Annotated in this window: 12 protein-coding genes; 6 read left to right on the plus strand and 6 right to left on the minus strand. The window is 74.2% G+C overall.

Annotation, left to right across the window (positions count from 1 at the left end; genetic code table 11):
* The first annotated feature begins 268 nt into the window (after nucleotides 1-268).
* The 5 genes from ACZ6Y7_RS30675 (at nucleotide 269) to ACZ6Y7_RS30695 (ending at nucleotide 6,244) form a co-directional block, all read left to right on the plus strand.
* Nucleotides 269-1,657, plus strand: a complete 1,389-nt coding sequence (locus ACZ6Y7_RS30675; RefSeq protein WP_465761203.1) for a jacalin-like lectin — start codon at nucleotides 269-271, stop codon at nucleotides 1,655-1,657.
* A gap of 185 nt (nucleotides 1,658-1,842) precedes the next feature.
* Nucleotides 1,843-3,771, plus strand: a complete 1,929-nt coding sequence (locus tag ACZ6Y7_RS30680; protein WP_465761204.1) for a phosphatase PAP2 family protein — start codon at nucleotides 1,843-1,845, stop codon at nucleotides 3,769-3,771.
* Between the two features lie 36 nt (nucleotides 3,772-3,807).
* Nucleotides 3,808-5,067, plus strand: coding sequence for an FAD-binding protein (locus ACZ6Y7_RS30685; RefSeq protein WP_465761205.1), 1,260 nt, complete (start codon nucleotides 3,808-3,810; stop codon nucleotides 5,065-5,067).
* A gap of 240 nt (nucleotides 5,068-5,307) precedes the next feature.
* Complete coding sequence (locus tag ACZ6Y7_RS30690) at nucleotides 5,308-5,760, plus strand: hypothetical protein (RefSeq protein WP_465761206.1); 453 nt, start codon at nucleotides 5,308-5,310, stop codon at nucleotides 5,758-5,760.
* A gap of 4 nt (nucleotides 5,761-5,764) precedes the next feature.
* Nucleotides 5,765-6,244 (plus strand): hypothetical protein, encoded by a 480-nt coding sequence (locus ACZ6Y7_RS30695; RefSeq protein ID WP_465761207.1) that lies wholly within the window; start codon nucleotides 5,765-5,767, stop codon nucleotides 6,242-6,244.
* 158 nt (nucleotides 6,245-6,402) lie between these two features.
* On the opposite strand, the gene ACZ6Y7_RS30700 is transcribed toward ACZ6Y7_RS30695, so the two are convergent.
* The 4 genes from ACZ6Y7_RS30700 to ACZ6Y7_RS30715 form a co-directional block, all read right to left on the minus strand.
* Nucleotides 6,403-6,780 carry an STAS domain-containing protein gene (locus tag ACZ6Y7_RS30700; RefSeq protein ID WP_465761208.1) on the minus strand — a complete coding sequence of 126 codons (378 nt, stop codon included), beginning with the start codon at nucleotides 6,778-6,780 and terminating at the stop codon, nucleotides 6,403-6,405.
* Nucleotides 6,771-7,304 carry a J domain-containing protein gene (locus ACZ6Y7_RS30705; protein WP_465761209.1) on the minus strand — a complete coding sequence of 178 codons (534 nt, stop codon included), beginning with the start codon at nucleotides 7,302-7,304 and terminating at the stop codon, nucleotides 6,771-6,773. Before ACZ6Y7_RS30705 ends, ACZ6Y7_RS30700 begins: the two co-directional genes overlap by 10 nt.
* A 507-nt stretch (nucleotides 7,305-7,811) precedes the next feature.
* A complete protein-coding gene (locus tag ACZ6Y7_RS30710; RefSeq protein WP_465761210.1) occupies nucleotides 7,812-8,510 on the minus strand; it encodes a glycoside hydrolase family 11 protein in 699 nt (232 codons plus the stop codon).
* A gap of 220 nt (nucleotides 8,511-8,730) precedes the next feature.
* Entirely contained in the window at nucleotides 8,731-9,777 is a 1,047-nt protein-coding gene (locus tag ACZ6Y7_RS30715) for a LacI family DNA-binding transcriptional regulator (protein ID WP_465761211.1), read from the minus strand.
* 280 nt (nucleotides 9,778-10,057) lie between these two features.
* Here ACZ6Y7_RS30715 and ACZ6Y7_RS30720 point away from each other — a divergent pair, with 280 nt between their 5' ends.
* A complete protein-coding gene (locus tag ACZ6Y7_RS30720) occupies nucleotides 10,058-11,035 on the plus strand; it encodes a glycoside hydrolase family 6 protein (RefSeq protein WP_465761212.1) in 978 nt (325 codons plus the stop codon).
* 207 nt (nucleotides 11,036-11,242) lie between these two features.
* Here the strand turns inward: ACZ6Y7_RS30720 and ACZ6Y7_RS30725 are convergent, their stop codons facing one another.
* Both ACZ6Y7_RS30725 and ACZ6Y7_RS30730 read right to left on the minus strand, forming a co-directional pair.
* Entirely contained in the window at nucleotides 11,243-11,731 is a 489-nt protein-coding gene (locus ACZ6Y7_RS30725; protein ID WP_465761213.1) for a universal stress protein, read from the minus strand.
* 117 nt (nucleotides 11,732-11,848) lie between these two features.
* Entirely contained in the window at nucleotides 11,849-13,099 is a 1,251-nt protein-coding gene (locus ACZ6Y7_RS30730; RefSeq protein ID WP_465761229.1) for an SLC13 family permease, read from the minus strand.
* Nucleotides 13,100-13,164: the final 65 nt, after the last annotated feature.

A 13,164-nucleotide genomic window follows, 5' to 3' on the forward strand; every position in this document is an offset into this window, starting at 1 on the left:
CTGCGCAGCGGGCCGGGGCCGGGGCCGGGGCCGGGGCCGGGGGTCGGGGGCCGGGGGCCGGGGGAGCGGGTCGGGGAGGGAGGCGGGTGCGGGTTCGGGGAGAACAGTCTGTTAACGCTCACAGAATCTTTGTGCGGAACCTGGCGCGGCCTCGTAAAGCCGCAGGTCACAAGGGTTTTGAGGGAGTTTCGGTAACGTTGACGCGCTCATGGTTCGCTCATACGCTCCGTGGCGCCGGATCCGTGGCCGTACTCCGATCGGAGCGCCGATGTCCAAGCCCCGCCCCCGCCGTTCCCTTCTCGGCTCCGCCCTCGTGGGCGCGCTCGGCGCCGTCGTCGCGCTGGGCGGCCTGCTCACCGCGCCCGCCGCGCACGCCGCCGGGGGCGCGCCGGCCGCGCACACCGCCGCCGAGGGCGGGACGTTCTCCGTGCTGACGTACAACGTCGCCGGCCTTCCGCAGGTGGTGAACAGCTCCTCCACCGAACGGCAGGGCAGCACCACCGCCATCGGCGGCCGGCTCGGGCCGTACGACGTGGTGAACGTGCAGGAGGACTTCAACTACCACGCCGCGCTGTACGCCGCCGACGCCCACCCCTACCGCACGGCGACCAGCGGCGGGGCGGGCCTCGGCAGCGGCCTCAACACCCTGTCCGCCCTCCCCTACGACTCGGACGACTTCGAGCGGGTCAGGTGGAACGACTGCCAGCTGGACTCCGGGGACTGCCTCACGCCCAAGGGCTTCACGTTCATGAGGACCCGGCTGGCCGAGGGCGTGTACGTGGACTTCTACAACCTCCACGCCAACGCGGGCACCAATCCCGGCGACGAGACCGCCCGCGCCGCCAATCTGGCGCAGCTCACGGGCTACATCGGGACCCACTCGGCGGGCAACGCCGTCGTCGTGATGGGCGACACCAACACGCGCTACACCCGGGCCGACGACACCATCGCCGCCTTCGCCGCCGACAACCGGCTGACCGACGCGTGGGTGCAGCTGGAGCGCGGCGGCGTGGCGCCGACCCGAGGCGCCGACCCCCTGCTGTGCGACCAGAAGGCGCCCACCGACACCTGCGAGATCGTCGACAAGGTGCTGTACCGCAGCAGCGCGCTGGTCTCGCTGAGCGCGACCTCGTACGCCAACAAGCACGCCGACTTCCTGGACGCCTCGGGCGCGATGCTCTCCGACCACGACCCCGTCGCCGTGGGCTTCAGCTGGAGCCGGAACCCGGCCTACCTGGCGAGCGAACAGTTCGGCGGCCCGCACGGCGACTTCTACGACGACATCGAACGCGTCCCGGCCGGTGCGCGCGCCGCCACGCTCAGCCTGCGGGCCGGGAGCCGGGTCGACCAGGTCGGACTGACCCTCGCCGACGGCACCGCGCTCACCCACGGGGGCTCCGGCGGCACCGCCTCCTCGCTCTCCCTGGGCGGCGGCGAGTACGTGACCACGGCGACCCTCTGCCAGGGCTCGTACAACGGCCACACCCGGATCTTCTACGCCTCCTTCGGCACCAACCTGGGCCGCGCCCTGGCCGGCGGCACCACCACCGGCGACTGCGTGACCCGGACCGCGCCCGACGGCTGGCAGATCGCCGGGTTCCAGGGGCGCTCCGGCGACGAGGTCGACAAGCTCGGCTTCCTGTACACCCACCGCTGATCCCGCCCTCCCGACCGCCCCCTCCCTCCCGACCGTCCCCGCCCTCCCGAACGCCCCCCTCCCGAACGCCCCCCTCCCGAACGCCCCTCCCGAACGTCCCCGGCCCGGGCCGCCACCCGGGCCGGGGATCCACCTCGTCCGCGCCCCGCTCCGCCCGTCCGGCACACCCAGCAGGAAGACCAGCGATGAACGACCAGCCCACCCCGAACCGCCGCCGCTTCCTGCGCAGTTCCGCAGCCACCACGGTCGGCCTGCTCACCGCGCCCACGGCCCTGAGCCTGCTGACCGCCCCGACGCGGGCCGCCGCCGCGCCCGCCGGCCCCGTCCAGGGCGCCGCCTTCGTGGACTCCTACGCGACCAACACGATGGCCGACCTCACCCCGGAGGGGAACGCCGCCGTGCGCATCCTCACCGGGATGGGCCGGATCTGGCACACCGGTGCGTCCTGGAACGACGGCTCGCCGCTCATGGCCGACGTGCTGCGGGCCAACGTGCGCTACTGCGCGCAGGTCACCACCCGGCGCACCGCGGCCCAGGCCAAGGAAGCGTTCCTCTACGACCGCCAGCACCAGAGCTACGCCGTCATCGCGGGCCTCGGCCCGCTCGCCGAGCTGTACCGGACGGGTGCCAAGGCCGTCACCTCGATCACCCGGGCGCCCGACACCACCCCGCCCGCCAAGATCGACGACGCCGTCCCGGCCGACGCGCCCGCCGGGTCCGCGATCGGCCCCGGTGCCGTCGACTCGGAACTCGGGCAGGTGGTCACCCTGGTCAACACGCTGCGCGGACCGTACGCCTCCGGCAACCCCGCCAAGTACGCGTACCGCTACCCGCGCCCCTGGCGCCTGAACGCGGACAGCGCGGTCGTCGACACCGGCACCACCGACGCCCTCGGCTTCCCGGTGTACGAGTCCGAGGTGGTCGTCGCCCCGCAGCTGCTGCGCCAGCGCGGCACCTCCCCGGTGGACGACGGCGGCTTCGTGAGCGGTCACACCAACGCCTTCCACCTGGCCGCGCTCGCCCTCGCCTACGCGGTGCCCGAGCGCTTCCAGGAGCTGATCGCCCGGGCCTTCGAGCTCAGCCACACCCGGATCCTGTCCGGGATGCACTCCCCGCTCGACGTCATCGGCGGCCGGACGCTCGCCACCGCGCTCGCCGCCGCCACCCTCGCCGACCCGCGCAACGCCGCCCTCAAGGCCGCCGCCCGCGACCAGGCCGCCGCGTACTTCCGGGCGAAGACCGGCTGCACCGCCGACACCCTGTACGCCTACGCCCACCGGGCCACCACGGCCGAGGACCCGTACGCCGACCGCGAGGCCAACGCCGAGCTGGTCACGCCGAAGCTGACGTACGTCCTGCGCCGCAGCGGCCGGGACGTGCCGATGACGGTGCCCAAGGGCGCCGAGGTCCTGCTGGAGACCAGGCTGCCCTACCTGGACGCCGCCCAGCGCCGGGAGGTGCTGCGCACCACCGCGCTGCCCTCCGGCTACGTGCTGCTGGACGGACCGGAGATGTGGGGGCGGCTCAACCTGTTCGCCGCGGCCGACGGTTACGGCGCGTTCGAGCGCGACGTCACGGTGGAGCTGAACGCCGCCGCCGGCGGGTTCTCCGCGGCCGACACCTGGTGCAACGACATCGCCGGCCCGGGCGGCCTCACCAAGCGCGGCACCGGGACGCTGACGCTGACCGGCACCAACCGCTACACCGGTGCCACCGTGGTGGCGGGCGGTGTCCTGGTGGCCGGCTCCCGCGACGCCCTCGGGCGCGGCGACGTCCAGGTCCGCGCCGGCACGCTGGAGGCGGACGCCGAGCGGGGCGCCGTCCGGGTGCGCGGCAGCCTCCTCCAGTCGGCCGGGACGGGCCTGGAGCTGACGCTCCACCACCGCCACTCCCCGGCGCTGACGGTCGAGGGCCGGGTCACGATCGCCCGGGGCGCGGAGCTCGGCCTGCGGCTGGCGGACACCGTCGAGCCGGAGGACGACCTGGTGCTGCCGGTGCTCGACGGGCGTACGCTGCAGGGCGAGTTCAGCAGTGTCACCGTCGACGCGGACGGGTACGAGGCGACGCCGCTGTACCGCCACGACGGCCTCTCCGTGCGACTGACCCGCTGTTGAACGGACCGTGTGTCCCCGTCCGAGGAGACGACACCCATGACCGTGGCCGCGACCAACTGGGCCGGGAACATCGCCTTCCGGGCCGAGCGGTTCCATGCGCCGGGCACCGTCGAGGAGTTGCGGCGGATCGTCGCGGCCGCCCGGTCGGTGCGCGTCCTCGGGACGGGGCACTCGTTCAACGCGATCGCGGACACCACGGGCGACCTGGTGTCCGTGGCCGGCCTGCCCCCCGTGGTCGAACCGGACGGGCGGGCCGGCACGGTCCGGGTGAGTGCCGGGATGCGCTTCGGCGAACTCGCCGCGGTGCTGGACCGGTCCGGGCTCGCGCTGCACAACCTCGGATCGCTGCCGCACATCTCGGTCGCGGGCGCCTGTGCCACCGGGACGCACGGCTCCGGGGTCGCCAACGGCTCCCTCGCCACGGCCGTCCGGGCCGTCGAGCTGGTCACGGCGGACGGCTCCCTGGTGACGGTCGACCGGGGTGCGGCGCACTTCCCGGGTTCGGTCGTCGCGCTGGGTGCCCTCGGCGTGGTGACCGGGCTGACCCTGGACGTGGTGCCGTCGTTCGAGGTCCGGCAGTGGGTCTACGAGGGCCTGCCGACGGCTGTGCTGCGCGAGCGGTTCGACGAGGTCATGGCCGCGGCCTACAGCGTCAGCCTCTTCACGGGCTGGCGCACGGACCGGATCGACCAGGTGTGGCTCAAGCGGCGCGGCGGTCCGGACGTGCCCGCCGCCCCCGCTGAATGGCTCGGTGCGGTGCTCGCCGACGGCCCGCGCCACCCTGTGCCGGGCTGTCCGCCCGAGCCCTGTACCCGGCAGCTCGGCGTCCCCGGCCCGTGGCACACCCGACTGCCGCACTTCCGGCCGGAGTTCACGCCGAGCAGCGGCGACGAGCTGCAGTCGGAGTACTTCGTCGCCCGCACCGACGCCGTCGCCGCCTTCGACGCGCTGGATGCCGTCCGGGAGCGGATCGCGCCGGCCCTGCAGATCAGCGAGATCCGCACGGTGGCGGCCGACGAGCTGTGGCTCAGTCCGGCCTACCGGCGCGACTGCGTCGCCTTCCACTTCACCTGGCACCCCGAGGCGCGGGCCGCGGCGGACGCGGTCGGGGCGGTCGAGGACGCCCTGTCCGCCTTCGGCGCCCGGCCGCACTGGGGCAAGGTCTTCGGCACGGCGCCCGAGGTGCTCCGGGCGTCGTACCCGCGCTGGGAGGACTTCCGGCGTCTGCTGGGCGAGTTCGACCCGAGGGGCACCTTCCGCAACGAGTTCCTCGACCGCCACTTCGGCACGGGGTGAGCAGCCGCGCGTGCTCGCGACGCCCCGCAGGCGCAGGACCCGAGCCATCCCGCCCGGGGACCACCCCCGGCGCCGGGAGAACCGCCGGATCCATTCGGACAGGGCCCGCCGCTCCGGTTGCCCCGATGGGCCGTTCGGAGGTATACGGACTGGAGGGGGTGCGGCCGGATGCCGACGGGGCGCCGTCACGTCGCGCCGGCAGCCGAGGAGGGCACGGGGGCGACCGAGGAGGTGTGGGTAGTGATCACGGAACTGGCACTGGAGCGTGTGGAGTTCACCTGCGGCCACTGCTGGCACCAGTGGAGCACCGACTACGACGTCCAGCACTACCGCGACGCCGAGGGACGCGACTGGGAGTACTTCTCCCGCGACGGCATCGCCGTGGACTCGCCCTACACCCCCGCGGGGGCGCCGCCGTGCCCGGAGTGCGGGCGCCACTGGGTGGGGCGCTGCGCGGCCCGTCGTCTGATCCCCACGCCGCCGGGCGCGCTCGACACGCCTCGCCAGCCGATCATGGACGAGGTGGGGCACCGGCCGGAGCGGCACGGCGCGCCGCTGCTCGCCGCGCGGGCTCACCGGCAGCCGGACCAGCTCGGCCCGCCTGCCTCCGGTGCCGGTGAGGCCGGGGCGGTGGCGACGCCCCCGCCCGTACGGGATGCGGAGGCCGAGGTCGGCGCGGGCGAGGGAGGTTGAGGCGGTGGCGAGGCTGACGATCGAAGGCGCGGACCTGGTGGTGCGGCTGCGCTGGTGGGAGCGGCTGGCGGCACGCTCGGGACCGGTGCGGGTGCCGCTGACAGCGGTGGAGAAGGTCGCGCTCACCAGGGAACCGTGGCGGGTCCTGCGCGGAGCCCGGGAGAGCGGCGTGCTGGTTCCCGGCAGGCTGTGCCTGGGGGTGTGGCGCCACCCGGGCGGCCGGGACTTCGTGGCCCTGCGCCCGTTCACCGGCGTCGTGGTCAGCGTCGACCTGCGCCGGCCCGCACCGTTCGCGCGCATCGCGGTCCGCTCGGCCGAGGCGCCGCGCACGGTGGCCGCACTGCGTACGGCGGCGAGCCTGGCCGCCGTCGCCGCGGACGGGCGCCAGGAGGATGCCCTCGCGACGAGGCCGGAGCCCGGGAGGCCGTTGCCGCCCCGGCCCGTCGGCCGAGGCCGACCGGTGGGCGTTCCGGCCCACGTCTGAGCGGTTCGTGGGCGTGTTCGCCGGTTCCCCGACCGGTCTCCGCTGTCGGTTGCGTCGATGGTTCGTGTGAAGGATGTGTGTGCAGTGGTCTCCCCGGACACCGGGCCGCGGTAGGCGGCCCGGTGTCGTCCTTGCCGACGGTGTCGCCCTCGCCGGGGTCAGCCGGATGGAGACCGGTCAGCCGGATGGACGGGGGGCTCGACGCCGGATGGACGGGCCTCGACCAGCTCGTCGAGGCCGAGAACGTCGAACAGCCGGGCGACGATCGGAGCCCGGACATTCGTGACCGCCAGATGGACGCCTTCCTCCCTCGCCTGGCGGTGGAGCCGTTCCAGGGCGTCCACGCCCGAGCAGTCACAGAACCTCACCTGCCCGAAGTCGAGGTCGACGTGCCGGGGCCGGCGCGCCAGGCGCTCCTTGACGCGGCTCTCGAACTCCGCCGCGGTGGCGAGGTCGATCTCGCCCGCGACCGCGACGGTGACCTGGCCGTCCCATCGGGCGACGGCGGTGCGGAAGTCGTCGCCGTTCACAGCCATGGCTCCACCTCCCACAGCCGATCCACCAGCCACTGCCACAGGTCGCCGGGACCGTCCCCGGCCGAGGTCGACGCACCCGGCGGCGCGCACCGCACCGGCCCCACCCGGACGAGCGGTTCGGGCCCGGGCGGGCCCGCCGCACCGGTGGGCGGTGGCGTGGCGCGTACCGGCTCTGCGCCACCGGTCTCCCGGACGATGTGTACGGACACCCGACGGCCCGCCGCCGGGGCACGGCCCGAGGCACGGCCCGGGGTACGGCCGCTCGCCGGGCGGGGCCGGGCCGTTTCCCGTGCGGCGACTTCCCGTGCGGCGTCGTAGGCGGCCCGCAGCGCGGGATCGCGCAGGACCGCGTAGGCGGCGACCACCGCGCCGAGTCGCTCCGCCGATCCGGGCTCGGCGGGGCGGGCGTCGGGGTGCAGCAGCCGGACCAGGGCGCGGTAGGCAGCGGTGACCTGCCGCGCGGACGCTGTGGGCTCCACCCCCAGCACCGCGTAGTGATCGCGTGGGCCTCGCGGTCCCGTCATGGCGGTCCACCTCCCGGGCGAACCCAGGCCAACCTGCTCATTGACCTGGATAAGACCTCCTCCAGCCCTTGTCAAGGTGCCGAAATGAGGGTGGGTGGCTCGGCTCGTCGAGGGTTCCCCGTTTCCGCTCACCGGCGGAGCGGGGGCGTCTTCGCCGGCCCGCGTCAGCCTCTCGCCGATCGGCTGCGCCAGGGCCGCCCGCCGGGTCGCCGCCAGGATTGACAGGAGGCGGCTCAAGTTTTATGTGTCGAAATAGCGAAACCCTGTGCGTCGTGTGCGACGACCCCGTCCCGGGCCGGGCACGCGCCGACCGCCCGCCGGACAGGAGGAGGGGGCCCCCGCCCCGACCCGGGCCGGGGCTTGCCCTGGTCGAGGAGGCGGAGGTGGCCGGATGGCGCCTTCGGGAGGTGGTGATGTGAGGCGGTGATGTCGGGGGTCAGGTGAGCTGGATGTGAGCGCTCACACGGCGGGCGCGCGAGGAGGGCCCCGCGCGCCCGCGGGTGGGGCTCAACCGCGCGGGGAGGTCACCGTGAGGTTCGAGGTCCCGCTGCTCTGGTAGCCCTCGGTCGCCAGGATCTCGTAGTTCATGGTGCCGAGGTTCATGCCGGCCCTCGCCCAGGCGTCGAAGTGGTTCCCGACCGTGATGGTCCCGCCGGTCCGCTTGGCCCGGCGGACGCTCCAGTACTGGTTGAAGGTCCTGACGCCCTCGATCGAGGGGGCGTTGTAGCGCGTCGTCTCGTAGAGGTCGTAGGTGCCGCCGTCGGTGGTGACGGTTCCCTTGTACGCGCCGGTGGGCTTGTAGGAGCCGTAGTTGTCGACCACGTAGTACTCGACGAGCGGGTTGGTGCTCCAGCCGTAGAGCGACAGGTAGGCGTTGCCGTTGGTGCTCCACGTGCCCGAGTACGTCACCGGGCTGCGCGAGCCGGTCCGCCAGCCCTTGCCGGCGACGAAGTTGCCCGCGTTGCCCCAGGAGGTGCCGTAGTTCCCGCCGCCGTTCAGGGACATCGAGACCGCACCGCGGCCCTCGGTCCAGAACGAGTAGAAGTATCCGCCGTCGGTGCCGGTCTGATTGGTGGTCACGGTGGCGGCGTCGGCGGTGCCGGGCAGGAGCAGGACGACCGCGAGGGCCGGCACGAGGACGGGCGCCCGGCCGGCGATCCGACGCAGACGGCCGACCCTGCGGCTCTGGGCGTGGGGAGGGGTCATGGGGGGATCCGTTCTGTCGATGGGTGGGGGTGGGGCGGCATCCGGTGCCACCGCCGGCGTGAACGGATGGGGAGGCCGAACGGCACCGTACGGGGGCACGGGGAACCGGGCGTGCCGCCGCCACCGCTCCGCCCCGGGAACGGGCCGGCGACACGCGCCGCGGATCCGGATCCGGATCCGCGGCATTCGCACGTGTCGACGGCGCCCAGTGTTGGCCTGCTCATGACGGGCTGTCAACGCTTTCGACAGAGGCGGCGAAAGAGTCGGCCGCCGGCGGGGCGGTGCTGCTGCGCACGACCAGGCTGGTCGCCAGATCCACCCGGAGCGTGCCGGGCCGCACCCCGCGCGACAGGTCGATCACCAGGCGGGCCGCCACCTCGGCCATCTCGGTCAGCGGCTGGCGCACCGTGGTCAGCGGCGGGCCCACCCAGCGGGCCAGCGGCAGGTCGTCGAAGCCGACCACGCTCAGGTCCTCCGGGATGCGCAGCCCGCGTTCCCGGGCGGCCTCGTACAGGCCGAGCGCCTGCAGGTCGTTCCCGGCGAACACGGCGGTCGGCCGGTCCGGCAGCCGCAGCAGCTCCAGGCCGAGCCGGTGTCCGGATTCGTGGTGGAAGTCGCCCTCGCGGACCAGCGCAGGGTCGTACGGGATGCCCGCGATGTCCAGCGCCGCCCGGTACCCGTCGGCCCGGGCCCGGCTGCACATCATCCGCGCGGGGCCGCCGATCAGGCCGATCCGGCGGTGGCCGAGGTCGAGCAGGTGCCGGGTGGCGGCGAGGCCGCCGTCCCAGTTGGTGGTGCCGACGGCGGGCACCTCCTGGCCGGGGTCGCCGGCCGGGTCCATCACCACGAACGGGATGTCCCGGTGGGCGAGTTGTTCGCGCAGTGAGCGGTCCAGGTCGGAGAGCACCAGCACCACGCCGGTGGGGCGGCGGGCGAGCACCCCGTCCACCCAGGACTGGCCGGGGCCGCGCCGCTCGGCGGATTCGGAGAGCACGATGCTCAGCCCCTCCGCGCGGACGGCGTTCTCGACGCCCCGGATCACCTCCACCGCCCAGGCGCTCTCCAGTTCGTGGAAGACCAGCTCCAGCAGCGGGCTCGGCCTGCGGTTGCCGTGCCGCCGCCGGTAGCCGTGCCGGTGCAGCAGTTCCTCCACCCGCTCCCGGGTGGCCGGGGCGACATCGGCCCGCCCGTTCAGCACTTTCGAAACGGTCGGGGCGGAGACCCCTGCTTCCTGCGCGATCTCGGCGAGCGTGGCCGCTCCGTTCACGGGTTCCTCCTGCACTGCCCCTGCTGGGCGGACTCCGTCGTGGCTGTTGCTTGGTACGGCCGAGGGCGGTCCGTCCCGCACGGATGCTAGCCCGCCGACGGGCCGGGAGCGGATCCTCCGGGAAGTCTTGACTGGCCGTCAGCCCGGTTCTAGGTTGCCCACGGCATTCGGAAACGGTATCGAAACATTCGAACCGGGCGGTCGGCCCCGCCGGCCGGCTCCGACCGTCACCCCACGAGCTCCCTCCGACCCCCACCCCCCGCACCGAAGGGACCCTCCCATGAGCCGATCGATCCGCCGCCTGGCGCTGCTCCTGGCGCCCGCGCTGACCGCCCTGGCGGCCGTGGCCCAGCCGCTGACCGCCCACGCCGCCGCGCCGGCCGTCCCCCTGACCGACGGCTTCTACGTGGACCCCGACTCCAGTGCGCAGCAGTGGGTCAACGCCAACCGCTCCGACGGCCGTGCCGCCGCGATCCAGTCGTCGATCGCCAACGTGCCGACGGCGCGCTGGTTCGGCAACTGGAGCGGTGCCATCGGCACGGCGACCGGTGCCTACGTCGGTGCGGCCGCCGCGAAGGGCAAGCTGCCGATCCTGGTCGCCTACAACATCCCCGACCGGGACATCTGCGCCGGCCAGTCCGGCGGCGGTGCGGGCAGCCCCGCCGCGTACGCGACCTGGATCGCCGCCTTCGCCGACGGCATCGGCAGCCGGCCGGCGGTGGTCGTCCTGGAGCCCGACTCGCTCGGTGACGAGACCTGCATGACGTCGGCCCAGATCGCCGAGCGCAACGCGATGCTGCGCAACGCCATCGCGCAGTTCAACGCCAAGGCCCCGAACACCCGGCTGTACCTGGACGCCGGCAACCCCGCCTGGCTGAGCGCCGACACGATGGCCCGGCACCTGATCGACGCCGGGGTGAGCGGAGCCCACGGCTTCTCGCTGAACGTGTCCAACTTCGTCTCCACCGGGCAGAACACCGCGTACGGCAACGCCGTCAACGCGGCCCTGAGCGCGATCAAGGGGTTCACCAAGCCGTTCGTCGTCGACACCAGCCGCAACGGCAACGGCTCCGACGGCACCTGGTGCAACCCGTCCGGACGCCGGATCGGCACGCCCTCCCAGTGGGGCGGCGGCGCCGAGATGCTGCTGTGGATCAAGGCGCCGGGCGAGTCCGACGGCAACTGCGGCACCGGAGCCGGGTCGAGCGCCGGACAGTTCCTGCCCGAGGTCGCCTACAAGATGATCTACGGCTACTGACGGCTACTGGCGGCTACCGGCGCTACCGACGGACACCAGCCTTCGGGGCGGCCCCTGCTCCTGGCGCCCGACCGGGGGCGCCTCGAAGGGCTCGGCCCGCACCGAGTCCCGAGTCGCCGTCTTCGGCACTCGCGTCGGGCGGGCGCGGGACGGTCGCGGTGCCGGCCCTCCTGGACCAGGGTGTCGCGCACTGAGCGGGCGTACCCGTCACCGCGCGTCGGGCGGCGGCGGGATGGTCGCGGTGCCGGGCGCCGGTTCCGGCCAGACCAGCAGGACGGGACAGGGCGCGTGGTCGACCACGAAACGGGTCGCGGGGCCGAGGCTGTGCGGCCCCAGGCGGCTGCGGTCGCCGTCGCGCGCGAGGACGAGCAGCTCGGCGCCCTCGGCGGCCGCGACGACCTCGCGCTCGACGCGGCCGGTGCGCTCCGTGCGGGCACACGGCCGGCCCAGGCGCTCGGCCGCGGCGTCCAGGAGGTGCCGGGCGGAGGCGGCCGCCAGGGTCTCCACCCGGGTGCCCGGGTCCCGCTCGCGGTGTCCGCGGCCGAGCAGTCCGGCGAACGCGCCGTGCGCGACACCCGGCACCTCCTGGCCGCTGACGTGGAGCAGGACGACCTCCGCACCCTGCGGCGCGTGCGCGCGGGCGGCGTCCACACAGGCGGGCCAGGTGCCCTCGGTGATCCAGACGACGACGGTCACGGGCTCATCCTCCTCATGGTCCGGGTGATCCTGGTACCCGGCGGGCCTGCTCGGAAGTCCTGCGTGCGGGTCCCGCTCGGAAGTCCCGCTCGGGCGTCCCGCTCGGAAGTCCGCCGCTCAGAAGAGCTGCAGCGACCCCCACAGTGCCACCACGGCCGCGATCAGGGCGGCGGGCACGACGAGCAGCCCCAGCCGGGTGAACTCGCCCAGGCCGATGTCGGTGTCGTGCTCGCGGACGATGCGCCGCCACAGCAGGGTGGCCAGCGAGCCGGCATAGGTGAGGTTGGGGCCGATGTTCACCCCGAGCAGCACCGCCAGCACCGCTCCGGCACCGGACGGGACGGCCAACGGCAGCAGCACCAGGGTGGCCGGCAGGTTGTTGATGACGTTCGCCAGCACCGCCGCCAGCGCCGCCGTGCCGAGCAGTGCGGCCAGTGAGGTGCCGTGCGGGACGAGGTGCCCGAGCGCGGAGGCCAGCCCGTTGTCGACCACGGCCCGCACCACGATGCCGAGCGCCAGCACGAAGGCCAGGAACGGCACCGCGGCCGAGCGCACGATCGCCGCCGGGGTGGTGCTCCGCCGCGCCAGCGCCCGCCCGGCGAGCGCGAGGGCTCCGGCCAGCGCGGCCCAGGCCGGATCCACCCCGATGATCGAGGTGAGGACGAATCCGGCGAGCGTGCAGACGACGGTGACGAGGGCGAACACCGGCATCTCCGGAGCCGTCAGCTCCTCCGCGGCCGGGGCGCCCGCGTCCAGGTCGGCGGCGAAGAACCGGCGCAGCACCGCGTACTCCACGGCGATGGCCGCCAGCCACGGCAGCGCCATCAGCGCGGCGAACCGGGTGAAGCTCAGCCCGCTGGCGGCGAAGGCCAGCAGATTGGTGAGGTTGGAGACCGGCAGCAGCAGCGAGGCCGTGTTGGACAGGTGGGTGCAGGCGTAGACGTGCGGCTTGGGCCGGGCGCCGAGGCGGGCCGCGGTCACGAACACCACCGGCGTCAGCAGCACCACGGTGGCGTCCAGACTGAGCACCGCCGTGACCACCGAGGCGACCACGAACACCTGCGCCAGCAGCCGCCGGGGGCTCCCGGCGGACGTCCGGGCCATCCACGCCCCGCAGGCCCGGAACAGGCCCTCGTCGTCACAGAGCTGCGCCAGCACCAGGACGGCCGCGAGGAAACCGATCACCGGCCCCAGCCGCTCGGCCTCGGCCGCCGCGTGGGCCGGCGAGATCGCGCCGGTGGCGATCACCAGCCCCGCCGCCGGCACCGCGACCACCGCCTCCGGCCACCCCCACGGCCGCACCACCGCACAGACCAGCACCAGCGCCAGCAGACCGATCGACAGCGCTTCCGCGAACGACGTACTCAGGGGACTGCTCCTTGCAGGCGACGGCGACGACACACGCGATCCAACCGGAAACGCCAGCTCACGGC

The sequence above is a fragment of the Kitasatospora sp. NPDC053308 genome (assembly GCF_055585785.1).

Bases quoted from the DNA above. Each gene is read 5' to 3' on its own strand.
- ACZ6Y7_RS30675 (WP_465761203.1), top strand. From the start codon at position 269: ATGTCCAAGCCCCGCCCCCGCCGTTCCCTTCTCGGCTCCGCCCTCGTG.
- ACZ6Y7_RS30680 (WP_465761204.1), top strand. From the start codon at position 1,843: ATGAACGACCAGCCCACCCCGAACCGCCGCCGCTTCCTGCGCAGTTCC.
- ACZ6Y7_RS30685 (WP_465761205.1), top strand. From the start codon at position 3,808: ATGACCGTGGCCGCGACCAACTGGGCCGGGAACATCGCCTTCCGGGCC.
- ACZ6Y7_RS30700 (WP_465761208.1), bottom strand. From the start codon at position 6,780: ATGGCTGTGAACGGCGACGACTTCCGCACCGCCGTCGCCCGATGGGAC.
- ACZ6Y7_RS30705 (WP_465761209.1), bottom strand. From the start codon at position 7,304: ATGACGGGACCGCGAGGCCCACGCGATCACTACGCGGTGCTGGGGGTG.
- ACZ6Y7_RS30710 (WP_465761210.1), bottom strand. From the start codon at position 8,510: ATGACCCCTCCCCACGCCCAGAGCCGCAGGGTCGGCCGTCTGCGTCGG.
- ACZ6Y7_RS30720 (WP_465761212.1), top strand. From the start codon at position 10,058: ATGAGCCGATCGATCCGCCGCCTGGCGCTGCTCCTGGCGCCCGCGCTG.